Source organism: Kitasatospora sp. Root107, assembly GCF_001424875.1.
Taxonomy (GTDB): domain Bacteria; phylum Actinomycetota; class Actinomycetes; order Streptomycetales; family Streptomycetaceae; genus Kitasatospora.
The window spans coordinates 1-22,050 of the sequence record NZ_LMCT01000003.1; the positions used below are offsets into that span (position 1 = coordinate 1).

Consider the following 22,050-nt stretch of genomic DNA (forward strand, 5'->3'; position numbering starts at 1 on the left):
TGCGGGACTTGAAGCAGCTGGTGAAGGCGTACGACGTGCGTGGTGTGGTGCCGGATCAGTGGGACGAGTCGTTGTCGTTCGCGTTGGGTGCGGCGTTCGTGCGGGTGGTGGGTGCGTCGGCGGTGGTGGTGGGGCATGACATGCGTCCGTCGTCGCCGTCGTTGTCGCGGGCGTTCGCGCAGGGGGCGGCTGCTTCGGGTGCGGACGTGGTGGAGATCGGGCTGTGCTCCACCGATCAGCTGTACTACGCGTCGGGGTCGATGGACCTGCCGGGTGCGATGTTCACCGCCTCCCACAAYCCCGCSCAGTACAACGGGATCAAGATGTGCCGGGCGGGCGCTTCACCGGTGGGGCAGGACACCGGGCTGTCGCAGATCCGTGAGCTGGTGGAGTCSTGGACCGSMSCGGACGACACCGTGAGCGTGCCCGAGCTGGATGTGAAGCCGGGCTCGCTGAGCGTGCGGGACACGCTGCGCGGCTACGCCGACCACCTGCTGGGCCTGGTGGACCTGACCGCGATCCGCCGGCTGAAGGTGGTCGTGGATGCGGGYAACGGCATGGGCGGCCACACCGTCCCCACCGTCTTCGACGGCCTGCCGCTGGACCTGGTGCCGCTGTACTTCGAGCTGGACGGCACCTTCCCCAACCACGAGGCCAACCCCCTGGACCCGGCCAACCTGGTCGACCTGCAGGCCAAGGTCACCGAGACCGGCGCCGACCTCGGGCTCGCCTTCGACGGCGACGCCGACCGCTGCTTCGTCATCGACGAGAACGGCCAGGCCGTCTCCCCCTCCGCKATCACCGCCCTGGTCGCCGCCCGCGAGATCACCCGCGCCCAAGCCGCCGGCGAAGCCAACCCCACGGTCATCCACAACCTCATCACCTCCCACACCGTCCCCGAGGTYGTCCGCGAACTCGGCGCCACCCCGGTGCGCACCCGCGTCGGCCACTCCTTCATCAAGCAGGAAATGGCCACCACCAACGCGGTCTTCGGCGGCGAACACTCCGCCCACTACTACTTCCGCGACTTCTGGCGCGCCGACACCGGCATGCTCGCCGCCCTCCACGTCCTGGCCGCCCTCGGCCACCAGGATCACCCCCTCTCCACCCTCACCACCCAGTACGACCGCTACACCGCCTCCGGCGAGATCAACTCCACCGTCACCGACCAGCAAGCGGCCACCGACAAGGTCCGCACCCACTACGCCACCCACCCCCACGCRACCGTCGACACCCTCGACGGCCTCACCATCACCACCCCCACCTGGTGGCTCAACCTCCGCGCCTCCAACACCGAACCCCTCCTACGCCTCAACGTCGAAGCCCACGACCCCACCACCATGACCACCATCCGCGACACCGCACTCACCCTCATCCGCACCTGACACCCCCACCCCCACCCCCGGCCGNCCCACCCCCACGCAACCGTCGACACCCTCGACGGCCTCACCATCACCACCCCCACCTGGTGGCTCAACCTCCGCGCCTCCAACACCGAGCCCCTCCTGCGCCTCAACGTCGAAGCCCACGACCCCACCACCATGACCACCATCCGCGACACCGCACTCACCCTCATCCGCACCTGACACCCCCACCCCCACCCCCGGCCGCCGGACCGCTCGCGCAGAAGCGGGTCGGTTAGGGTCGGGTCCACTCCCGTACGAGAGCGAACAGGACGTGCCCATGGACCGGCTCGCCAACACCGTCCGCCCCTATGCCTGGGGGTCGGTCACCACGATTCCCGAGTTGCTGGGTGTCGAGGCGACCGGTGAACCGCAGGCCGAACTCTGGATGGGCGCCCACCCGAGCGCCCCGTCCCGGGTCGACCGGGGCGGTGGTCCGCGTGCCCTGGACGAGCTGATCGAGGCCGACCCGCAGGGCGAGTTGGGGGCCGAGACGGTGGCCAGGTTCGGGCCGGCCCTGCCGTTCCTGTTCAAGGTGCTGGCGGCCGGGGCGCCGCTCTCCATCCAGGCGCACCCCACTCTGGCCCAGGCCACCTCGGGCTTCGCCGCCGAGGAGGCCAGGGGCATCCCGCTGGACGCCCCGGAGCGCAACTACCGGGACGCCAACCACAAACCCGAACTCATCTGCGCGCTGGACGAGTTCGAGGGTCTGTGCGGATTCCGGCAACCGGCCGAGGCGGCCGATCTGCTGGCCTCGCTGGACGTGCCCGAGCTGACGCCCCTGGTCGAACTGCTGCGCAACAAGCCGGAGTCGGAGGCGCTGAGCGAGGCGGTCGCCGGCATCCTGTCGATGACCGGCGAGAGCGCCGCCGCCGTCGTGGCGGCCACCGCCGCCGCGATCGAGCGGGCCGCCGCGGCCGACGACCCGACCGGGCAGTTCGCCGGATACGCCTTCGCCGCCCGGGAGTTCCCCGGGGACACCGGGCTGCTCATCGGCCTGCTGCTGAACCACTTCGTCCTCCAGCCGGGCGAGGCGCTCTACCTGGGCGCCGGGCTCCCGCACGGGTATCTGCGAGGGACCGGCACGGAGATCATGGCCAACTCCGACAACGTGCTGCGCTGCGGGTTGACGCCCAAGCACGTGGACGTGGCCGAGCTGCTCCGGGTGGTCGACTTCCGGGCCGGGCGACCGGAGGTGCTGCGGCCGACCGCCGACTCCAACGGCGAGGAGCTCTACCCCGTACCGATCGACGAGTTCCGGCTGTCCCGGTTCGTACTCGCCGGGGCGGCCCGGGTGCTCGACGGCCGGGCCCCGCAGATCCTGCTCTGCACCGAGGGCAGCGCCGAACTCACCGCCGCCGACGGCACGGTGCTCACCCTGGACCGCGGCCAGTCCGCGTTCCTCCCCGGGACGGGCACCGAGACCGTGCTGACCGGCTCCGGCACCACCGTCTTCCGGGCCACCGTCACGCTGTGAGCCGGTGATCGCCCTGTCCAAGCAGCGAAATGCCGGGCAGCCGGCCCCCACCCGCTGCCAGGATCGCGGCCATGACCCACGACCTGCGTATCTGCTTCGTCGGCGACTCCTATGTGGCCGGCGTCGGCGACCCCCGGTTCCTCGGCTGGGCCGGCCGGCTGGCCGCCCGCACCATCGCCTCCGGACAGCCGCTCACCGGCTACAACCTCGGGGTCCGGCGGCAGACTTCACGTGATGTGCTGGACCGCTTCCAGGACGAGTGCGGCCGGCGGCTGGCCCCCGCCACCGATCCCCGCGTCGTCCTCTCCATCGGGGTCAACGACGCCACCCACGAGAACGGCCGCCCCAGGGTCGCCCCTGACGAGTCGTCGGCCAACCTGACCCGCCTGCTCGACCAGGCCACCGGCAACGGCTGGTCCGCCCTGGTGGTCGCCCCGCCCCCGGTCGCCGACCTCGAGCACCAGGCCAGGACGGCCCGGCTCGACCAGGACTTCGCCCGGATCTGCCACACCGCCGGCATCCCCTACGTCCCCGTCCACCAGCCCCTCGCCGCCGACCCCACCTGGATCCACGAGGTCCGCACCGGCGACGGCGCCCACCCCGCCGAGGCCGGTTACGACGCCATCGCCGACCTGATCGCCCCGCACTGGGACAGCTGGCTCGCCACGAGGCGGTAGGTCCGCATGTGACCCGGATCACCCCTTGGGGAAAACCCGGCGCCTCCGCCGGGCGTCTACCAGGTGTGAAACGGGTTGGGGCGGCAGCGCCGCAGGAACTGGACGAGGAGCACCTGCTACGGCGGGTGGCCCGGGGCGACCGAGCCGCCTTCGAGGAGCTCTACCGGCGCACGTCGCCCTGGCTGGCGGTGCGGCTGCGCCGTCGCTGCGCCGACCAGCAGATCGTCGCCGAGGTCATGCAGGAGACGTACCTGGCGGTGTGGCGGGCCGCGGGCTCCTTCGCCGGGAGCCCGACCGGCGGAACGGCCGTCGGCTGGCTGTGGACGATCGCGGCCCGCCGCCTCGTCGACGCGTTCCGGCGCAGGGCCCACCACGCGGAGCCGCCGCCCGCCGCCGCTCCGTCCCCCGTGGCGCCCGCGGCCGAGGAGGAGGCGCTGGTGGCGACCGTCGGCGGTGACGTCGGGGACGCCCTGCGGTGCCTCGCGCCGGAGCTCAGAGCGGTACTGCAGGCCATGGTGCTCGACGGACTGTCCGTCCGGGAGACCGCCGTCCTGCTCGGACTGCCCGAGGGAACGGTCAAGACCCGCGCCCGCCGGGCCCGGAACGCGATGCGGGAGACGCTGGCATGAACGTGGAACACGCGTCGGCACGACTCATCGACGAGTACGCACGCGGCGACACGGATCTCGCCGCGGACCAGGTCTGGGCCCTGGAAGCCCATCTGGAGGGGTGCCGGCTCTGCCGTGACCGGCTGTCGGCCGCCGTCACGGCCGAGGCACCCACTCTGGCCGCACTGACCGAGGCCGTCTGGTCCGATCTCGAACACCAGCTGGCGACGGCCGTCCCGGCGCCGCCGCGCCGCCTCCGGTCGCGGCTGTCGGCATGGACGACGCCCGCCATGACGCCGTGGCTGGCCATGGTCCTGGCCGTGACGCTGCTCGCCCTGCTGCTGGACCTGGCGGGCCCCGGCTCCGGCCAGGTGTCCCTGTTGCTGCTGCTCGCCCCCGTCCTGCCGGTGTGCGGCGTGGCGGCCTCGTGGTCGCGCGGCCTGGACCCGGCGTACGAGCTGACGGCCGCCACCCCGAGGGCGGGGCTGCAGCTGGTGCTGCGACGCACCGCCTCCGTAATCGCCGTGGTGATCCCCCCGCTGCTCGCGGGGGGCTGGGCGACCGGAGTAACGGCCGCGCAGTGGCTGCTGCCCTGCCTGGCCTTCACCTCGATGACCCTGGCGCTCGGCGGGGTGATCGGCGTGACCCGCGCCGCCGTCGCCCTGGTCGCCGCCTGGGCCGCGGTGGTGCTGGCACCGACCCTGGCCACCAGCCGGACGGCCTTCGCCCTGCAGGTGGAGGGCCTGCCGGTGTGGGGGCTGATCCTCGCGCTCGGCGTGGGCGTCGTGATCGCCCGCCGGGGCGCGTACGCCGCGCTGGGGGCCCACCGATGAACCTCCTGAACCCCCGCGAGAAGAGGAAGCGCACGATGCCCGTGGTGAGCAGGGCCGACATCGCCCCCACGACCTACGCCTGGGAGATCCGGGCAACCGGGCTGCAGGTCAGGGTCGGCAGGAACCGGATGGCCGTCGACGGGCTCGACCTGTCGCTGGGCACCGGCGTACACGGTCTGCTCGGTCCCAACGGCGCGGGCAAGACCACCCTCATCCGGGCACTGGCCACCGTGCTGCGCCCCGCCGGAGGCGAGCTGGAGCTACTCGGGGAGTCCGCGGGCGGGCCGGGCGAGCACCGTGCGGTGCGCCGCCGGATCGGCTACCTGCCGCAGGAGTTCGGCTACTACAAGCGTTTCACCGTGCGCGAGTTCGTCGAGTACATGGCCTGGCTGAAGGAGATGCCCACGGCGGACATCCCCGCGGCGGTGCAGCGCGCCGTGGAGCGGGTCGGCCTGGCCGACCGTGCCGACGAGCGGATGAAGGCCCTGTCTGGTGGGATGCTGCGACGGGCCGGCATCGCCCAGGCCATCGTCAACGACCCGCCGATCCTGCTGCTGGACGAGCCGACGGCCGGTCTGGACCCGGCGCAGCGGCTGCGCTTCCGCGAACTGCTGCAGGAGTTGGGAACGGACGCCTGCGTGGTCGTCTCGACCCACCTGGTCGAGGACGTGGCCGCCGCCTGCACCGACGTGGTGCTCCTCGCCGAGGGCCGGCTGGTCTTCCAGGGCACCCCGGACGAGCTGGCCGCGGCGGGCGGCCCGGAACACGTGGGCGACAGCCCGCTGGAACGCGGCTACTCGGCCCTGCTGGCCGACCCGGTACGGACGAGGGGTGCCTGGTGAACCTCCGTATCCTGCGCATCGAACTGAGGCGATCCGGCGCCGCGTGGGCCGGCCTCCTCGTGCTGGCGGCCGCGCTCGCGTTCCTGCATCTCATCCCCGGGCCGTGGGGGAAGGGCACCGTGCTGTGGACGGCCCAGTGGACCTCCATGGCCCTCTGGACCCGCTTCCTGCTGATCTTCCTGTGGCCGCTCGCGATCGGACTCGGGGCGCTCCAGGGGCTGCGCGACCACCGCTCGAAGATGTCCGAACTGCTGACCAGCACCCCACGGCCCGCCCGGCACCGCGCGGCCGCCCTGGCGGGCACGACGGCCTTCACGCTGGGCTCGGCCTTCGCGCTGCTCGTCCTGCTGGGCGCGGTGCAGGTGCTGGCCGGCGACGCCGCTTACACCCACCTCGGCTGGCTGCCCATCTCGCTGGTGGGGGTACTCGCGCTGGGCGCCGGAGCCGTCCTGGGCATGGGGATCGCACGCACCCTGCCCTCCGCCCTGACCCCGCCTGCACTGGCCGTGGCCGCCTTCCTGTTCACCAACCTCCTGCGGCAGACCACGGACGCCGCGGTGCCGACCTCCGCCGCGCCGACCCGTCTCTCGCTGCTGATGCCGGCGGTGTCGGAGGTACGCCAGACGCTCCTCACGCTGTCCGTCCCCGTGCACATCGGGCAGACGCTCTGGCTGCTCGGCCTGGCTGCGACGGGCCTCGCACTGCTGGCCGCCGCCACCCCGCGCGCCCGGCTGCTCGCCCTCACTCCCCTGCTGGCGGGCGGGTCCGCCGCCCTGCTCCTGCTCCCGGCCGACCCCCGCGACACGTACGTCGTCGACCGGGCCGCCGCAGCGCAGGTGTGCGAAGGACCGGTGTGCGTGACGACGGCCCGGCAGGCCCGGCTCGACGGCCTGGCGGGTCCCGGCCGGGAGGCGCTGCGCCTGCTGCGCGACGCCCTGGGCGACCGGGCGCCCCTCACCATCCACGAGAACACCGCCCTGCGGGCGCTCGGTGCGACGCCGGAACGGTCGCGCGACTCCGTACTCGTCGACTTCGGCGACGGCATGATCGGCACCGCCGAGGGTGAGCGGCTGACCCGGGCCCTGGTCGCCCAGGGCATCGCCCCGATCTGCCACCCGCGCAGCACCACCGAGAGTGGCACGCTCTCGGATGCCGCCGCACAGAGCATCGGAGCCGCCTGGGCCCTCGGCGCGGACCTCCGGCCGCTCGACGGGACCATGCACGCCACGAGCGACCAGGACGCCACGGCCCGCCCGGTGTGGGAGAGGTTCATCGCGTTGCCCCGGCCGGAGCAGCAACTGCGGATCATCGCCATGCACGCCGCCGCGGTCTCCTGCTCGGGCGACCCGCTCGACGCACTGACCGGCGGTGCGTCCCGGTGAGATGGCTGACGCTGTACGCGCGCTCGCGGCAGGCACCCGCCTCACTCGCCGTGGTGGTGACCAGCGCGGTGGCGGTGTGGGCACTCGCCCGGATCGGCGGCGGCGGACCGGGAGATCCACGGCTGTCCACGATCGTCCTCGCCGCAGGGGCGACGGCGGTCTCGGTCGGACTCGGCGGTCAGGACCTCGGATTGGACCGGACCGCCGCGATCCGCTGGATGCCCCGAAGGGCCGCGCACGTGCTGCTCTGCGGCGTACTCGTCGGCGCGGTGCTGCTGGCGGTGCAGACCGTGAGCGGGCAGCCGGTCTCCCCCGCCTTCGTCGTGCGCAACACCGCGGGGCTGATGGGACTCGTCGCCCTCGGGGCGGCCTGCTGCGGGCAGAAGTACGCGTGGATGCTGCCGTTCGCGTGGCTGTCGTCCTCCTTCGTCATCCCGCCCGCGACGGATACGGCGACCCAGGTACTGACCTGGCTGCTGCTGCCACCCGGCACGGCGACCGGCACCTGGACGGCCCTCGTCCTGGCCGTGGCCGGCACCGCCGCCTACGCCGTGCGGGGCCCGAGGCGCTAGTCCAGGGCGGCTCCTTCAGAGGCTGCGGGCGGTGATGTTGCCGTAGGCGGTGGTCGCGTGGATGGCGAGGGTGGCGGTGCCGTCGGTGTTCCTGAGTGCGTTGTGGGTGCGGCCGTAGGCGGTTCCGGCGTCGAGGGAGGCGGAGACGCCACGGGCGGCGCCGACCGAGATGTCGCCGTACTCGGTGCGGAGCGTGAGCGTGCCGTGGGTGGCTTCGGTGATGTGGAGGTCGCCCTTCTGGGTGCTGATCTGCGCGGGGCCGTCGAGGCGGCCGATGGAGATGTCGCCGGCGAGGAGGGTGAGGATGGCGCCGGCGGTCTCGTCGAGCTTGACCGTGCCGTGCGCGCTCTCGTAGGTGACGTCGCCGAGGCGTCCGACGCCGCGGAGTTCGGCGCTGGCGGCCTTGGCCTCGATGCGGGAGCCGACGGGCAGTTGGACGGTCACCTCGACGGATCCGGAGGCGCCGAGGACCTGGCTCTTCGCCGCCGAGTGGCCGATGCGCAGGACGCCGTCGGCGTACTCGACCGTGGTCTGCTCCGCAGCCTTCACGTCGCGGCCCTTCGAGGCGTCCGCGGGCAGGACCTCGACCGTGGTGTCGGCCCGGTCGGCGGCGATGAACAGGATGCGCCCGGCGGGGATGTCCAGGACGGCGGAGATCGGGGTGGTGGTGGCGAACTTCTGCATCGTGCTCTCCTGTGACTCGCTGTTTCGGATGAGTGAAAAGCTACGTTGCATTCCAAAGCTCGGCAACAACCTCATTGCACAAAAACAGCATCATCACAGGTCAAGGCCACAAAATCGTTGCGGCAGGCTCAAGCCAAATGCAACGCCAGTCGCCCAGATCGTTGCAATGAAATGAAAGCGAACGCTATACTCGAGACACCACGGACCACGAAGGAGACCGCGATGCCGGGAGGCAGGCTCACCCAGCCGGAACGCCAGCAGATCGCGCTGGGGATGGCCGACGGCCTCGCCTACGCGGAGATCGCCAGACGCCTCGACCGCCCCACCTCGACGATCACGCGCGAGGTGATGCGCAACGGCGGCCCCACCGCCTACCGGGCCGACCTGGCCCACCGCGCCACCGAGCGCCGTACCCACCGGCGCGGCCAGGCGGCCACTCCCCGAGGGGCACAGGTACCCTCGCCGGCCTACGGACGGGACCCCCAGGCCGTGCAGGAGTACGAGGAGACGTTCACCACCGTCCTCATGGCGTCCGGTATGCCCAAGATGATGTCCCGGGTGCTGGCCTGCCTCACCCTCGCCGACGCGGGCAGCCTCACCGCGTCCGAACTCGTTCAGCGCCTCCAGGTCAGCCCGGCGTCCATCTCGAAGGCGATCACGTTCCTGGACAGCCAGGGCCTCGTCCGCCGGGAACGCGACGAGCGCCGCCGCGAGCGCTACGTCGTCGACGACGACGTCTGGTACCAGTCGATGATCGCCGCCGCCCGCAGCACCGCCCACATCGTCGAGACCGCACGGCAGGGCGTCGCCGTCCTCGTCCCCGGCACCCCGGCCGCCACCCGCCTCGAGAACATCGCGCGCTTTCTCGACTTCGTCAGCGAGAGCACCGCCCGCGCCGCGGAGCAGGCCCGCGAGATCCTCCACACGAAACCCGGGGCGCGCTCCGGCGATACTACCGACGAGATCTGAGAACCCGCAGGTCAGGTCACATCCCGGGTCATGTCGACGAAGCGGGAGTAGTGGCCCTGGAAGGCGACCGTGATGGTGGCGGTGGGGCCGTTACGGTGCTTGGCGACGATCAGGTCGGCCTCACCGGCCCGGGGGGACTCCTTCTCGTAGGCGTCCTCGCGGTGCAGCAGGATGACCATGTCGGCGTCCTGCTCGATCGAGCCGGACTCGCGGAGGTCGGAGACCATCGGCTTCTTGTCGGTGCGCTGCTCGGGGCCACGGTTCAGCTGGGAGAGCGCGATGACCGGGACCTCGAGCTCCTTGGCCAGCAGCTTGAGGTTTCGGGACATGTCGGAGACCTCCTGCTGCCGGCTCTCGGCCCGACGGGAGCCACCGGCCTGCATCAGCTGGAGGTAGTCGATGACCACCAGCTTGAGGTCCTGACGCTGTTTCAGCCGACGGCACTTGGCCCGGATCTCCATCATCGACAGGTTCGGCGAGTCGTCGATGAAGAGCGGCGCCGCCGTCACGTCCGGCATCCGGCGGGCCACCCTGGTCCAGTCGTCGTCGGTCATGTTGCCGGACCGCATGTGGTGCAGGGCCACCCGCGCCTCGGCCGAGAGCAGACGCATGGCGATCTCGTTGCGCCCCATTTCGAGCGAGAAGATCACACTGGGCAGGCCGTTGGTGATCGAACAGGCCCGGGAGAAGTCCAGTGCCAGGGTCGACTTACCCATCGCCGGTCGGGCCGCGATGACGATCATCTGGCCCGGGTGCAGGCCGTTGGTGAGGGCGTCCAGGTCGGCGAAGCCGGTGGGGACGCCGGACATCTGGCCCTGGCGGGAGCCGATCGCCTCGATCTCGTCGAGGGCGCCCTCCATGATGTCGGCGAGCGGGGCGTAGTCCTCGCTGGTGCGCTGCTCGGTGACGGCGTAGATCTCGGCCTGGGCGGCGTTGACGATCTCGTCGACGTCGCCCTCGGCGGCGTAGCCCATGCCGGCGATCCGGGTGCCGGCCTCGACCAGGCGGCGGAGCACGGCGCGCTCGTGGACGATCTCGGCGTAGTACTCGGCGTTGGCCGCCGTCGGGACGGAGTTGACCAGGGTGTGCAGGTAGCCGGGGCCACCGACCCGGGTGAGCTCGCCGCGCTTGGTGAGCTCGCTGGCGACGGTGATCGGGTCGGCCGGCTCGCCGCGGGCGTAGAGGTCGAGGATCGCGCTGTGGACCAGCTCGTGGGCCGGGCGGTAGTAGTCGTGCGGCTTGAGCACCTCGACCACGTCGGCGATGGCGTCCTTGGAGAGCAGCATGCCGCCGAGCACGGACTGTTCGGCCGCGAGGTCCTGCGGCGGCACCCGCTCGAAGGCGTCCGTGCCGGCCCGGTCCTCGGCCGAGTCCGAGCCGGAGCCGGCGGAGTCCTTGCGCTTGCCACCGCGCTGGAAGGAGCCCTTGCCGAAGTTGCCGCCCGCGCCACCCTCGCTCTTGCGGGTGACCGGCAGCCGGTCACCCGGGCCGTCCGGGAAGTCCGCCGGGCCCGGCGGGAAGGCGTCGTCGGACGGCTGCCAGTCGTCCTCCGGCGGAGGGGCGTCGTGGTCGTCGTACTGGGGGCCGGTCACGCGTCTTCCCCGATCAGCGAGTGGTGCGAGTTGATGCCAGGCGGAGCGAATGGGGGTGGTCCTCCTTCTTACGCCACCGCACCGACAAATCGCCCGAGAGCGACCAACGCTAAGGCGCCGGGTGCCGATCGGCCAAGATGGTTATCCACAGGGCATGTGGACGACGGGCCCATACCTGTGGAGAACTCCCGCAATCCTGTGCACAAGTCTGTGGACCCCGCTGTGGACAACCCTTAGAGCTGTTCATCACACTGGCTCTGACCTGCAATGATCAATCGTGGCGGCTGTGCATGAGAAATTCTTCACACAACCGCCCGGACGGCGGCCCGACAGCCCCACCCGACCACTCGCTCAGCGTTTCGAGTAATAGATCAATAACCCTTGCGGCCATTACCTGTGGATGAGTAGCCTTGCTGGAATGAAACCCGCCACAGCCGCCCGCCGCCGACACGACCGGGAGATCCTCGCGCTGGCGGTCCCCGCGTTCGGCGCCCTGGTCGCCGAACCGCTCTTCCTGATGGCCGACTCCGCCATCGTCGGCCACCTCGGCACCGCCCAACTGGCCGGTCTCGGCATCGCCAGCGCCGTGCTCTCCACCGTCACCGGCGTGTTCGTCTTCCTGGCGTACGCGACCACCGCCGCGGTGGCCCGCCGGATCGGGGCCGGCGACCGCCGGGCCGCCGTCCAGCAGGGCATCGACGGGATCTGGCTGGCGCTGCTGCTGTCGGTCGGGGTGGTGGCACTGACCATCCCGTTCGCCCCACAGGCGGTGGACGCGCTCGGTGCCTCGGCCACCGCCGCCCCGTACGCCGTCACGTATCTGCGGATCAGCGCCCTGGGCATCCCGGCGGTCCTGCTGGTGCTGGCCGCCACCGGCGTCCTGCGCGGCCTGCAGGACACCCGTACCCCGCTCCGGGTGGCGATCGCCGGCTTCGCGGCCAACCTGCTGCTGAACATCGGCCTGGTGTACGGCGCCGGGCTGGGCGTCGCGGGCTCGGCCTGGGGCACCGTACTGGCGCAGACCGGGATGGCCGCGGTGTACGTGCTCGTGGTGGTCAGGGGCGCCCGCCGGGAGGGTACGGGGCTGCGGCCCGACCTGCCCGGCATCCGCGCCTGCGCCAGAGCGGGCGGGCCGCTGCTGGTCCGCACGCTCAGTCTGCGCGGGGTGCTGATGGTCGCCACCGCGGTGGCCGCCACGCTCGGCGACGTGGAGGTGGCGGCCCATCAGATCGCGATGACCATCTGGGTGTTCCTGGCTTTCGTGCTGGACGCGATCGCGATCGCCGGGCAGGCCATCATCGGCCGCTACCTGGGCGCCGCCGACGTGCCGGGCACCCGGGCGGCCACCCGCCGGATGATCGAGTGGGGCCTGCTGGTGGGGGTGCTGCTCGGGCTGCTGCTGGTGCTGACCCGCCCGCTGTACGTCCCGCTGTTCAGCACCGACCCGGTGGTCCAGCAGCAGCTCTCGGACGTCCTACTGCTGGTGGCGCTGACCGAGCCGGTGGCCGGGGTGGTGTTCGTCCTGGACGGGGTGCTGATGGGTGCCGGGGACGGCCGCTACCTGGCCTGGGCGGGCGTCGCCACCTTCGTGGTGTTCGCCCCGGTGGCCCTGCTGGTCCCGGTGCTGGGCGGCGGGCTGGCGGCGCTCTGGTGGGCGATGAACCTCTTCATGCTGTGCCGGGCCGCCTTCCTCTGCCTCCGGGTCAGGACCGGGCACTGGCTGGTCACCGGAGCCGTCCGGAGCTGAGCACGCAGGCCCCGAACGCAGAACGGCCCGGCTCCCCCGAGAGGGAACCGGGCCGTTCGGTGCTACAGCGTGATTCAGGCAGCGACGACGGCGACGTCGAGGTTGGCCTGGACGTCGGCGTGCAGCTTGACCGAGACCTTGTGGGTGCCCACGGTCTTGATCGGCGAGCCGATCGCGACAGCGCGCTTGTCCACGGCCGGGCCGCCGGCAGCCTTGACGGCAGCCACGACGTCGGCCTGGGTCACCGAGCCGAAGAGGCGGCCGGCGTCGCCGGAGCGAACAGCCAGCTGGACCTGAAGGCCCTCGAGCTGACCCTTGACCGCAGTCGCGGCCTCGAGGGTCTGGATCGAGTGGATCTTGCGGGCGCGACGGATCGCGTCCACGTCCTTCTGGCCGCCCTTGGTCCAGCGGATGGCAAAGCCACGCGGGACCAGGTAGTTACGGGCGTAGCCGTCCTTGACCTCGACGACCTCACCGGCACTGCCGAGGCCGGGGACCTCGTGAGTGAGGATGATCTTCATTCTTCGGTCACCCTCTCTTAGCGCGTGGTGGAGGTGTAGGGCAGCAGCGCCATCTCACGGCTGTTCTTCACGGCCGTGGCGACGTCGCGCTGGTGCTGGGTGCAGTTGCCGGTGACCCGGCGGGCGCGGATCTTCCCGCGGTCGGAGATGAACTTGCGGAGCAAGTTCGTGTCCTTGTAGTCAACGTAGTTGACCTTGTCCTTGCAGAAGACGCAAACCTTCTTCTTAGGCTTGCGAGCAGGCGGCTTCGCCATCATGTGCTCCTGTGATTACGAAATCTGTCAGCATGACCGGGCTTCTGAGGGCCCGGTACGCACCGCTTTAGAACGGGGGCTCTTCCGAGAAGCCGCCACCGGCCGGGGCACCCCAACCGCCACCGCCACCGCCACCCTGGTTTCCACCAGGAGCCGGAGCGCTGGAAGCCCACGGGTCGTCGGACGGAGCGGACTGGCCGCCACCGGAGTTGCCACCCCAGTTGCCGCCGCCGCCACCCTGCTGGCCGCCGGAGCCGCCCCAGGAACCGCCCTGGCCGCCGGAGCCACCCTGCTGGCCGCCGCCACCGAAGCCACCGCCGCCGCCAGTACCGCCGGAGCGGTTGGCGCGGGTGACCTTGGCGGTCGCCGAACGCAGGCTGGGACCGACCTCGTCGACCTCGACCTCGAAGACCGTCCGCTTCTCGCCTTCCTTGGTCTCGTAAGACCGCTGGCGCAGTCGGCCCTGCACGATCACGCGCATGCCGCGCTGCAGCGACTCGGCCACGTTCTCCGCCGGCTGACGCCAGACGTTGCACGTGAGGAAGAGGCTCTCGCCGTCCTTCCACTCGTTCGTCTGACGGTCGAAGGTGCGCGGGGTGGACGCGATACGGAACTTCGCGACCGCCGCACCCGACGGAGTGAAGCGCAGCTCGGGGTCGTCGACGAGATTGCCGACGAGGGTAATGACGGTCTCGCCTGCCATGGTGGTGGTGACCTCTCGGAAAGAAGTTCTGCGGTGCTCATCCGCTGTTTCACGTGAAACAGCGGATGTGAGCCCACCTGACGCCTAGGACGTCAGGAAGTGGCTCAGTGGGTGTCCGGGCGCAGGACCTTGGTCCGCAGAACCGACTCGCTCAGGCTGAGCTGGCGGTCGAGCTCCTTGACGACCTCAGGCGTGGCCTTGAGGTCGATGACCGAGTAGATGCCCTCGGACTGCTTGTTGATCTCGTACGCCAGGCGACGACGACCCCAGGTGTCGATCTTCTCGACCTTGCCGCCACCGGTGCGGACAACGTTGAGGAAGTTCTCGATCAGCGGGGCGACAGCGCGCTCCTCGACCGAAGGGTCGAGGATGAGCATCAGCTCGTAGTGACGCATGGGTAACCCACCTCCTTTGGACTCAGCGGCCACGGTCTCTCCGTGGCAGGAGGGTTGTGCAGCGTCGGCACCGATGTGGTGGCCGCCGTACCGAGAACGTAGCCCTCGGCACTGACAACCGGCCCCCAGCCCGGTGAAGGGCAGACGGGGGCACAACTACACCAGTGCAGACCGCACAGCCTACCCGCACCCGTACGGCCCAACAAAATTTAAGGGGCAAATTGCATACGGGTTGTGATCCACCACCCAATCGCCGCAATCTGGACAGAACGGCTCTTCCACCAGGAGGTGGGCTCCATGGCTCAGACCGTCCGCCGCACTCCGCCGTTCACCCTCAACACCGACGGCCACCCGCATCCGCGGGAGAACACGCTGGTCGGCATCGCCGCAGTGCTCGGTCTGTTGGCCTTCACCACGGCGTTCTTCGACAACCTGCACCTGATCAGTTCCTGGGCCGGGCTCTTCGGCATCCTGACCGCGCTCTGGGGCCAGTTCGTCTCGGTCACCACGGCGGAGCGGTTCGTGCTGATGGTGTCGCTCGTCATGGCCGGGTTCGGCTTCTATCTGGGGGTGGCCCACGGTGGCCTCTACGGGGGCGCGTGACCGGCCCCGCGCGCTGACTCGTCGAAGACGATTCCCGCGCCGTGCGTAACTTCCGGCGCCCCCGTCGCGTCCATACTGTGCACCGCTTGCGACGGGGGCGCCACCATGCGCTCCGACGGACGCGGGCAGCCGAGCCAGAAACGGACCATTCGGGCGATAGGGTCACCCCTGGACCGGCCGACCCAGAAGGAGCACCCCAGCATGAGCCTGCGCCTGAGGACGATCACCCGCGAGGAACACCTGGCGTTCATCCGGACGCGCCCGTCTGCCAGCCACATGCAGGTGCCGTCCTGGGGCGACGTCAAGTCCGAGTGGCGCACCGAGAGCATCGGCTGGATCGACGAGACCGACCAGCTGGTCGGGGCCGGCCTGGTGCTCTACCGCCAGCTGCCCAAGCTGAAGCGCTACCTGGCCTACCTGCCCGAGGGCCCGGTGATCGACTGGTTCGACCGGGATCTGGGCCAGTGGCTCGACCCGATGCTGGCGCACCTCAAGTCGCAGGGCGCCTTCTCGGTGAAGATGGGCCCCCCGGTGGTGATCCGCCGGTGGAACGCGCCCACCATCAAGGAGGCGATCGCGGGCAAGCAGGCCAAGCGCCTGCGCGACCTGGAGCCGGACTGGTACGAGCCGCGCGCCTTCGAGCTGGCCGAGCGGCTGCGCAAGTCGGGCTGGCTGCAGGGCGAGGACGGCGGGGCGGGCTTCGGCGACGTGCAGCCCCGGTACGTGTTCCAGGTGCCGCTGGCCAACCGCTCGCTGGACGACGTGCAGAAGGGCTTCAACCAGCTCTGGCGCCGCAACATCAAGAAGGCCGAGAAGAGCGGCGTCGAGGTGGTCCAGGGCGGCTACGAGGACCTCGCGGTCTTCCACAAGCTGTACGTGGTGACCGCCGAACGCGACCACTTCACACCCCGTCCGCTCTCCTACTTCCAGCGGATGTGGACGGCGCTCACCGCCGAGGACCCGAACCGGATGCGGCTCTACCTGGCGTACCACGAGGGTGAACCGCTGGCCGCCACCACCATGCTGACGGTCGGTGAGCACGTCTGGTACTCCTACGGCGCCTCGGCCGACCACAAGCGCGAGGTCAAGCCGTCGAACGCGATCCAGTGGCGGATGATGCGGGACTCCTACGCCCTCGGCGGGAGCATCTACGACCTGCGCGGGATCAGCGACACGCTGGACGAGGACGACCACCTGTTCGGGCTGATCCAGTTCAAGGTCGGCACCGGCGGCCAGGCCGCCGAGTACGTCGGCGAGTGGGACTTCCCGCTCAACAAGCTGCTTCACAAGGCGCTGGACATCTACATGTCCCGCCGCTGACCGACCGTCACACCCTCGGGGAGAAGCCGATGACCTTGTCGTTGTATCTGGACACCGCCAGATGGCGGGCCCACCAGCAGTCCGTGCTGGGCGAGTTCCCCGGTCTGGTGCCGGTGGCCAAGGGCAACGGCTACGGGCTCGGCAACTCCCGGCTGGCCGAGGAGGCGAACCGGCTGGGCACCGGGCTGCTGGCGGTCGGCACCGCCGACGAGGCCAGGGCGGCGGCCGGGGTCTTCGACGGCGAACTGCTGGTGCTCACCCCGTACCGGACCGGCGAGGAGCCGCTCCCGCTCGGGGTGATCCGCACCGTGGCACACCTGGAGGCGGCCCGGGCGCTGCCGCCCGGCTCCCGGGTGGTGGTGGAGTGCATGACCTCGATGCGGCGGCACGGCATCGCACCCGGCGACCTGGCGCACCTGCCGGCCGAGGGGCTCACGCTGGAGGGCTTCGCGCTGCACCTACCGCTGGACCGCCCGGACGGTTCCGATCCGGTGGCCGAGGTCGCGGACTGGATGGACGCGATCGCGGCGGCCGGGCTGCCGACCGGCACGGTCTACCTGAGCCACCTCGGCTCGGCCGACCTGGCGCGGCTGGCGCAGCGGTACCCGGCGACGGTGTTCCGGTCCCGGATCGGCACCCGCCTGTGGCTGGGCGACCCCGGTGCCCTGCAGGCCAGGGCCACCGTCATGGACGTCACCCCGGTGGCCAAGGGCGACCGGTACGGCTACCGCCAGCACCGGGCGCCCTCGGACGGCCACCTGCTGGTGGTCTCCGGCGGCACCGCGCACGGGGTGGGCCTGGAGGCGCCGAAGTACGTGCACGGGATAGTGCCCCGGGCCAAGGGCCTGGCCCGGGCGGGCCTGGCCACCGTCAACCGCACCCTCTCGCCGTACGCCTGGACCGGCAAGCAGCTCTGGTTCGCCGAGCCGCCGCACATGCAGGTGAGCATCCTGTTCCTGCCCACCGGAGGCAAGCCACCGGTGATCGGTGACGAGCTCGCGCTGAACACCCGTCACACCACCACCCACTTCGACCGGGTGGTGGACAGCTAGCCCCGTGCTCAGTCGTTCTTGACCGAGCTCTCCTCCGGCAGCCACTCGATGTTCTCGGACAGCCGGTACTCCTCGTAGCTGCTCTCCTCGCGCAGCCGGCGGGCCTGGCCGAGCACGAAGACGTCCGGGGCCTGGTCCAGCACACCGCCCGACGGGTCGTCACTGCCGTCCCAGCGGACCGGGTCCAGCTCCGGGCGGAGGATGTCGCGGACCACCAGGTAGCACAGGTACAGGGTGCCGAGCAGGTGCAGCATGATCGCCAGGTGGTACCAGTCCTGGCCGATGCCGTGCTGCTTGGAGTCGCCGGTGAAGGCCAGGTAGGACCAGACACCGAGGAAGTACAGCACCTCGCAGGCCTGCCAGATCAGGAAGTCCCGCCAGCGCGGCCGGGCCAGCGCGGCGAGCGGGATCAGCCAGAGCACGTACTGCGGCGAGTAGACCTTGTTGGTCAGGATGAACGCGGCCACCACCAGGAAGGCCAGCTGGGCGAAGCGCGGGCGGCGCGGAGCGGAGAGCGCGAGCCAGCAGATCCCCAGGCAGCTGAGCACCAGCAGGCCGGCGATCCAGGTGTTCAGGGTCTCCAGCTGCTTGCCACGGTCCTGCATGAGGATCAGCCAGAACGAGCCGAAGTCCTCCTTGCGGGTCTGGCTGAAGGTGTAGAAGGTGGCCCAGCCCTTCCAGTTGGCCGCCATCACCGGCAGGTTGACCAGCAGCCAGGCGCCGGCCGCGCCACCGGTGGCCGCCCAGAAGGCGCGCCAGCGGCCGGCCCGCCAGCAGAGCACCAGCAGCGGGCCGAGCAGCAGCAGCGGGTAGAGCTTGGCCGCGGTGGCCAGGCCGATGAAGACACCGGCCCAGACCGCGCGGCGGCCGGACCAGTAGGCCATCGCGACCGCGCAGAAGGCGACCGCCAACAGGTCCCAGTTGATGGTGAAGTTGAGCGCCAACGCGGGGGCCAGCGCGAACAGCAGCGCGTCCCAGGGGCGGCGGCGGTGGGTCCGGGTGAGCGCGACCACGGTGACCACCGCGCAGACCATCAGCATCCCGGCGTTGATCAGCCAGAACAGCTGCTCGCGGGTCTCGGTGGAGCCCCCGCCGGGCGTCAGCCAGGCGGCCACCTGCATGAACAGGCCGGTCAGCACCGGGTATTCGAGGTACTGCATGTCCGGGCTGGGCTGCGGCAGCATGTCGACGTACGGGGTCAGCCCGGTGGCGAACCCGCGCCAGGTGTACAGGTGCGGGATGTCGCTGTAACAGGCATGGGTGTACTGGGTGGTGGCGCCGCGGAACCAGCCGCCGTCGTAGCAGGGCAGCTTCTGGATCATGCCCAGCACGCAGACCACGATCACCGCGACGGCCAGGAAGCGGGCCGGGATCCACCAGTTGACGCCGAGCAGGGCGCGGCGTCCCGGCGGGCCGCCGAGCAGCTCGCTGCCTGCGGCGGAGACCGGGTCCTCGTCCGCGGGGACGACCACCGTGTGCGGCAGCGGGCCCACCTCATCGTCCACCGGCACCGTGGCCGTGCTGCCGTTCTCGTCCCGAGCGCTCGACGTCATGGCGGACATGATGCCGCACCGATCCGCTCCGTAGGAGGTGCCCCCGCCATCCGGTCCCGAACGCGCCGATGGCGGCCCTCCGAGGAGGACCGCCATCGGCGCTGCTGACTCCGGGTCAGTTCGGACCGGTGCCGGCCGCGACACCGTTGGCCGGGTCGGGCGAGGGGCTGCCGGACGCCGAGCCGCTCGGCTTGGTCGTTCTGCTCTTGCTCGGCGACGGCGAGTTGCCCGGGCAGAACGCCGGGATCAGGCAGGACTCGCTGGGGCTCGGGCTGTTGCTCGGCGTGGGCGTCGTGCTCGGCGGGCTGCTCGGCGGCGCCGTCGGCGCGATGGTGGTCGGATCGGGCACCGGCGCGGTCGCGCTCGCCGAGGCGGACGCCGAGGCGGTGGCCGGGGCACCCGAGGAGTCGACCTGCTCGCCGATCTTGCCCGGCTTCGCGAAGTTCTCGACCTTCTGGCCGTTCAGGATGATCTTCATGTAGCGGGTGAAGATGTCCGTCGGGAAGTCACCACCGTGGATCTCGTCCTTGCCCGCGGTGCCCTTCAGCCCGAGCAGCTTCGGATTGCCCGGCTCCTCTCGCCACATGCCGACCGAGGTGACCAGCGAGGGCGTGTAGCCGACCCACCAGGCCGAGATGCCGTCGTCGGTGGTCCCGGTCTTGCCCGCGACCGGCCGGCCGATGGCGTTGGTCTTGCTACCGGTACCGTTCTTGGCCACGTTCACCAGGACGTCGGTGATGTTGTCGGCGACCGCCTCCTCCAGCACCGGCTTGGGCGTCGGCTTGGCGAAGCCCTTCAGTTCGGTGCCGTTCCAGACCACCTTGATGACCGAGTACGGGTCCGTCTGCTGGCCATGCGCCGCGAACACCGAGTAGGCCGAGGCCATCCGGATCGCGCTGGGGGTCGAGGTGCCGAGCGGGAAGGTGGTGGTGTTGACGGAGTCCTTCACGCTGTCGTGGTGCAGACCCATCTTCTCCACCAGCTCACCGACCTTCGCGGTCCCGACGTCCTGGCCGAGCTGCACGAAGGGCACGTTGTAGGAGTTACGCATCGCCTCCTTGAGCGAGACGTAACCAGGGTTCGACTTGCCGCTGTTCTTCTGGCGGTAGGGCTTGCCGTCCTCGAGCACCGGAGAGCCGTCCAGCTTGTGGATCTCCGACATGTCGTTGGCCATGTAGCGGCTCTCGGCGTTGATCCGCTTCGGCTTGCCGTCGTCACCGGTCTCGGTCTGCACGCCGTACTGCATCGCGGCGGCCAGCACGAAGGGCTTGAAGGTCGAGCCGACCGGGATACCGGACCCGTCGGCGTTGTTGGTGTAGTGCCCCTTCTCCACGCCTTCGCCGCCGTAGATGGCCACGATCGCACCATCGTTGGGCAGCACCGAGGCCGCGCCGATCTGGACGAACATGTCCTCCGAGCGCTTCGTCGGGTTGAGGACGTCCTTCTGGAAGTCCTCCACCGACTTGGTCAGCGCCGCCACCTTGTTCTTGTCGAAGGTGGTGTAGATCTGGTAGCCGCCCTTGGCCAGCGCGGTCGCGTCGATCTTCTTGTCCTTGGCCAGCAGGTACTTGTTGGTCACCTCGACCATGTAGCTGACCTGGCCGTTCATGTTGGCCAAGGGCTTCTTCGCGACCGGCATGGGGTACTCGGTGCAGGTGGCCCGCTGATCCTTGGTGATCGCACCGGTCGTCACCATCCGATCCAGCACCTCGTTCCAGCGCCGCACCGCCCGGTCCTTGTTCGCCGGGTTGGCCGGGTCGTACAGCGCGGCACCCTTGAGCAGGCCCGCCAGCATGGCGCTCTGGCAGAGGTTCAGGTCCTTCGCGTTCACGCTGTAGTAGGACTGGGCAGCGGCCTGCGCCCCGATCGCGCCGCGGCCGAACCAGCTGGTGTTCAGGTAGCCGGTGAGGATCTTCTGCTTGCTGTCCTCCTGGTTCACCTTGAGGGTGATGAACAGCTCGCGGACCTTCCGGCTGAGGGTCTGGTCCTGGTTCAGGTAGGCGTTCTTGACGTACTGCTGGGTGATGGTCGAGCCACCCTGGGTCTCGCCGCCGGTGGCCATGTTGTAGACCGCCCGGCCGATGCCCTTGGGGTCGATGCCGCTGTCGGTCCAGAAGGAGGCGTTCTCGGTCGAGATGGCCGCGTTCTGCAGGTCCTTGCTGATGTCGCCGAGTTCCACCACCTGCCGGTTGGTCTCGCCCTGCCGGGTCATCTCGGTGTTGTCGGCCCAGTAGTAGATGTTGTTCTGGGTCTCCACCAGCTTGTTGAGGTCCGGGATCGGCGTCCTCGCGTAGGCGATGCCGATCGCGGCCACGCCGGAGCCGAAGAACACCAGGAAGGTGCTCAACTGCAGCTTCCAGGACGGGATCCAGCGCCGGAGGCCGGTCTTGCCGAAGCGCGGGTAGTCGATGAACCGCTTCTTGGCCGGCTTGCCGTTCCGCCCGACCGGGGGTGCACCGGCGGCGGCCGCGCCGCGGCGGGCGTTGCCGCCGTCGCCGCGGGAGCCCTGCCCCCTGCGCATCTCGGCCCTGGTCAGCCGGGGCTGCTGAGCGGTGGGCCGGCCCCCGGCAGGGCGGTCACCGCCACGGGCGTCAGCGCCAGGCCCGTACGACGGCGCGCCGTCCGGCGGGCTGCCGTAGGCGTACGGGCGTCCGCCGTCGGCCTGGCGGCCCGACGGTTCCTCGTCGCCCGGGTTGGACGACCTCCGACGGTGTTCGCTCATCTTCCAGCCACTCCTCGGTCCTCGCGCACGGCCGACAGCCCGTGCACACGCGACAGAGTACGCAGCTGGAAATCACACCTAATCGGGCATCAGGTACCAACTACCGCATATCGGCGGCAGATCATTACATGCCCGTTGCCA

21 protein-coding genes and 1 pseudogene are annotated in these 22,050 nt (G+C 70.6%); 14 read left to right on the forward strand and 8 right to left on the reverse strand.

The annotated features are described in order from the left end of the window. Window positions 1-8 precede the first annotated feature (8 nt). The 9 genes and pseudogenes from ASC99_RS04545 (at window position 9) to ASC99_RS04580 (ending at window position 7,794) form a co-directional block, all read left to right on the forward strand. Window positions 9-1,385, forward strand: coding sequence for a phosphomannomutase/phosphoglucomutase (locus ASC99_RS04545; protein WP_057228732.1), 1,377 nt, complete (start codon window positions 9-11; stop codon window positions 1,383-1,385). Between the two features lie 25 nt (window positions 1,386-1,410). Next, window positions 1,411-1,586, forward strand: a pseudogene (manB, locus tag ASC99_RS36885) (phosphomannomutase/phosphoglucomutase); the annotation flags it as partial. Between the two features lie 97 nt (window positions 1,587-1,683). Continuing rightward, the gene (gene manA, locus ASC99_RS04550) at window positions 1,684-2,880 is read left to right on the forward strand and encodes a mannose-6-phosphate isomerase, class I (protein ID WP_057228521.1); all 1,197 of its coding nucleotides are present in this window, start codon (window positions 1,684-1,686) and stop codon (window positions 2,878-2,880) included. Between the two features lie 71 nt (window positions 2,881-2,951). Continuing rightward, window positions 2,952-3,557 carry a GDSL-type esterase/lipase family protein gene (locus ASC99_RS04555; protein ID WP_057228523.1) on the forward strand — a complete coding sequence of 202 codons (606 nt, stop codon included), beginning with the start codon at window positions 2,952-2,954 and terminating at the stop codon, window positions 3,555-3,557. 65 nt (window positions 3,558-3,622) lie between these two features. Next, the gene (locus tag ASC99_RS04560; protein WP_082598075.1) at window positions 3,623-4,186 is read left to right on the forward strand and encodes an RNA polymerase sigma factor; all 564 of its coding nucleotides are present in this window, start codon (window positions 3,623-3,625) and stop codon (window positions 4,184-4,186) included. Next, complete coding sequence (locus ASC99_RS04565; protein WP_057228526.1) at window positions 4,183-4,998, forward strand: hypothetical protein; 816 nt, start codon at window positions 4,183-4,185, stop codon at window positions 4,996-4,998. The genes ASC99_RS04560 and ASC99_RS04565 overlap by 4 nt, the downstream gene beginning before the upstream one ends. Window positions 4,999-5,033: 35 nt before the next feature. Further along, window positions 5,034-5,840 carry an ABC transporter ATP-binding protein gene (locus ASC99_RS04570; protein ID WP_057228528.1) on the forward strand — a complete coding sequence of 269 codons (807 nt, stop codon included), beginning with the start codon at window positions 5,034-5,036 and terminating at the stop codon, window positions 5,838-5,840. Then, the gene (locus tag ASC99_RS04575; protein WP_057228530.1) at window positions 5,837-7,222 is read left to right on the forward strand and encodes a hypothetical protein; all 1,386 of its coding nucleotides are present in this window, start codon (window positions 5,837-5,839) and stop codon (window positions 7,220-7,222) included. The genes ASC99_RS04570 and ASC99_RS04575 overlap by 4 nt, the downstream gene beginning before the upstream one ends. After that, window positions 7,219-7,794: a hypothetical protein gene (locus ASC99_RS04580; RefSeq protein WP_057228531.1), complete on the forward strand. Its 576-nt coding sequence runs from the start codon at window positions 7,219-7,221 to the stop codon at window positions 7,792-7,794. Before ASC99_RS04575 ends, ASC99_RS04580 begins: the two co-directional genes overlap by 4 nt. 15 nt (window positions 7,795-7,809) lie before the next feature. Here the strand turns inward: ASC99_RS04580 and ASC99_RS04585 are convergent, their stop codons facing one another. Further along, a complete protein-coding gene (locus ASC99_RS04585; protein WP_057228533.1) occupies window positions 7,810-8,478 on the reverse strand; it encodes a DUF4097 family beta strand repeat-containing protein in 669 nt (222 codons plus the stop codon). 222 nt (window positions 8,479-8,700) lie between these two features. On the opposite strand from ASC99_RS04585, the gene ASC99_RS04590 reads away from it, so the two are divergent. Continuing rightward, a complete protein-coding gene (locus ASC99_RS04590) occupies window positions 8,701-9,447 on the forward strand; it encodes a helix-turn-helix domain-containing protein (protein WP_057228535.1) in 747 nt (248 codons plus the stop codon). A gap of 11 nt (window positions 9,448-9,458) precedes the next feature. Here ASC99_RS04590 and dnaB read toward each other — a convergent pair whose 3' ends face one another. Continuing rightward, window positions 9,459-10,922 carry a replicative DNA helicase gene (gene dnaB, locus ASC99_RS04595; protein WP_057228734.1) on the reverse strand — a complete coding sequence of 488 codons (1,464 nt, stop codon included), beginning with the start codon at window positions 10,920-10,922 and terminating at the stop codon, window positions 9,459-9,461. 535 nt (window positions 10,923-11,457) lie between these two features. On the opposite strand from dnaB, the gene ASC99_RS04600 reads away from it, so the two are divergent. Next, window positions 11,458-12,786 carry an MATE family efflux transporter gene (locus ASC99_RS04600; protein ID WP_057228537.1) on the forward strand — a complete coding sequence of 443 codons (1,329 nt, stop codon included), beginning with the start codon at window positions 11,458-11,460 and terminating at the stop codon, window positions 12,784-12,786. 74 nt (window positions 12,787-12,860) lie between these two features. Here ASC99_RS04600 and rplI read toward each other — a convergent pair whose 3' ends face one another. The 4 genes from rplI to rpsF form a co-directional block, all read right to left on the reverse strand. Continuing rightward, entirely contained in the window at window positions 12,861-13,307 is a 447-nt protein-coding gene (gene rplI / locus ASC99_RS04605; protein WP_057228539.1) for a 50S ribosomal protein L9, read from the reverse strand. Between the two features lie 17 nt (window positions 13,308-13,324). Beyond that, entirely contained in the window at window positions 13,325-13,561 is a 237-nt protein-coding gene (rpsR, locus tag ASC99_RS04610) for a 30S ribosomal protein S18 (protein WP_030270170.1), read from the reverse strand. A gap of 67 nt (window positions 13,562-13,628) precedes the next feature. Then, a complete protein-coding gene (locus tag ASC99_RS04615) occupies window positions 13,629-14,264 on the reverse strand; it encodes a single-stranded DNA-binding protein (RefSeq protein WP_057228541.1) in 636 nt (211 codons plus the stop codon). Between the two features lie 104 nt (window positions 14,265-14,368). Beyond that, the gene (rpsF, locus tag ASC99_RS04620; RefSeq protein ID WP_057228543.1) at window positions 14,369-14,659 is read right to left on the reverse strand and encodes a 30S ribosomal protein S6; all 291 of its coding nucleotides are present in this window, start codon (window positions 14,657-14,659) and stop codon (window positions 14,369-14,371) included. 297 nt (window positions 14,660-14,956) lie between these two features. Between rpsF and ASC99_RS04625 the strand changes: the two genes are divergently transcribed. From ASC99_RS04625 to ASC99_RS04640, 3 genes are all read left to right on the forward strand, one after another. Next, complete coding sequence (locus ASC99_RS04625; RefSeq protein ID WP_057228545.1) at window positions 14,957-15,262, forward strand: hypothetical protein; 306 nt, start codon at window positions 14,957-14,959, stop codon at window positions 15,260-15,262. A 201-nt stretch (window positions 15,263-15,463) separates the two neighbouring features. Continuing rightward, window positions 15,464-16,582 carry a peptidoglycan bridge formation glycyltransferase FemA/FemB family protein gene (locus ASC99_RS04635; RefSeq protein ID WP_057228549.1) on the forward strand — a complete coding sequence of 373 codons (1,119 nt, stop codon included), beginning with the start codon at window positions 15,464-15,466 and terminating at the stop codon, window positions 16,580-16,582. A gap of 29 nt (window positions 16,583-16,611) precedes the next feature. Further along, on the forward strand, window positions 16,612-17,634 hold the full coding sequence (locus ASC99_RS04640; RefSeq protein WP_057228551.1) for an alanine racemase: 1,023 nt from the start codon (window positions 16,612-16,614) through the stop codon (window positions 17,632-17,634). A gap of 8 nt (window positions 17,635-17,642) precedes the next feature. On the opposite strand, the gene ASC99_RS04645 is transcribed toward ASC99_RS04640, so the two are convergent. After that, window positions 17,643-19,187: a glycosyltransferase family 87 protein gene (locus ASC99_RS04645; protein ID WP_063856980.1), complete on the reverse strand. Its 1,545-nt coding sequence runs from the start codon at window positions 19,185-19,187 to the stop codon at window positions 17,643-17,645. Between the two features lie 115 nt (window positions 19,188-19,302). Then, window positions 19,303-21,909, reverse strand: coding sequence for a transglycosylase domain-containing protein (locus tag ASC99_RS04650; protein ID WP_057228553.1), 2,607 nt, complete (start codon window positions 21,907-21,909; stop codon window positions 19,303-19,305). Window positions 21,910-22,050 lie beyond the last annotated feature (141 nt).

What these genes read in the sequence shown, in the direction of transcription:
- ASC99_RS04625 (WP_057228545.1), top strand. Translation starts at nt 14,957, where the DNA reads ATGGCTCAGACCGTCCGCCGCACTCCGCCGTTCACCCTCAACACCGAC.
- ASC99_RS04645 (WP_063856980.1), bottom strand. Translation starts at nt 19,187, where the DNA reads ATGACGTCGAGCGCTCGGGACGAGAACGGCAGCACGGCCACGGTGCCG.
- ASC99_RS04615 (WP_057228541.1), bottom strand. Translation starts at nt 14,264, where the DNA reads ATGGCAGGCGAGACCGTCATTACCCTCGTCGGCAATCTCGTCGACGAC.
- ASC99_RS04565 (WP_057228526.1), top strand. Translation starts at nt 4,183, where the DNA reads ATGAACGTGGAACACGCGTCGGCACGACTCATCGACGAGTACGCACGC.
- manA (WP_057228521.1), top strand. Translation starts at nt 1,684, where the DNA reads ATGGACCGGCTCGCCAACACCGTCCGCCCCTATGCCTGGGGGTCGGTC.
- ASC99_RS04600 (WP_057228537.1), top strand. Translation starts at nt 11,458, where the DNA reads ATGAAACCCGCCACAGCCGCCCGCCGCCGACACGACCGGGAGATCCTC.
- rplI (WP_057228539.1), bottom strand. Translation starts at nt 13,307, where the DNA reads ATGAAGATCATCCTCACTCACGAGGTCCCCGGCCTCGGCAGTGCCGGT.
- ASC99_RS04570 (WP_057228528.1), top strand. Translation starts at nt 5,034, where the DNA reads ATGCCCGTGGTGAGCAGGGCCGACATCGCCCCCACGACCTACGCCTGG.
- rpsR (WP_030270170.1), bottom strand. Translation starts at nt 13,561, where the DNA reads ATGGCGAAGCCGCCTGCTCGCAAGCCTAAGAAGAAGGTTTGCGTCTTC.
- rpsF (WP_057228543.1), bottom strand. Translation starts at nt 14,659, where the DNA reads ATGCGTCACTACGAGCTGATGCTCATCCTCGACCCTTCGGTCGAGGAG.
- ASC99_RS04555 (WP_057228523.1), top strand. Translation starts at nt 2,952, where the DNA reads ATGACCCACGACCTGCGTATCTGCTTCGTCGGCGACTCCTATGTGGCC.
- ASC99_RS04650 (WP_057228553.1), bottom strand. Translation starts at nt 21,909, where the DNA reads ATGAGCGAACACCGTCGGAGGTCGTCCAACCCGGGCGACGAGGAACCG.
- ASC99_RS04590 (WP_057228535.1), top strand. Translation starts at nt 8,701, where the DNA reads ATGCCGGGAGGCAGGCTCACCCAGCCGGAACGCCAGCAGATCGCGCTG.
- ASC99_RS04635 (WP_057228549.1), top strand. Translation starts at nt 15,464, where the DNA reads ATGAGCCTGCGCCTGAGGACGATCACCCGCGAGGAACACCTGGCGTTC.
- ASC99_RS04640 (WP_057228551.1), top strand. Translation starts at nt 16,612, where the DNA reads ATGACCTTGTCGTTGTATCTGGACACCGCCAGATGGCGGGCCCACCAG.
- ASC99_RS04585 (WP_057228533.1), bottom strand. Translation starts at nt 8,478, where the DNA reads ATGCAGAAGTTCGCCACCACCACCCCGATCTCCGCCGTCCTGGACATC.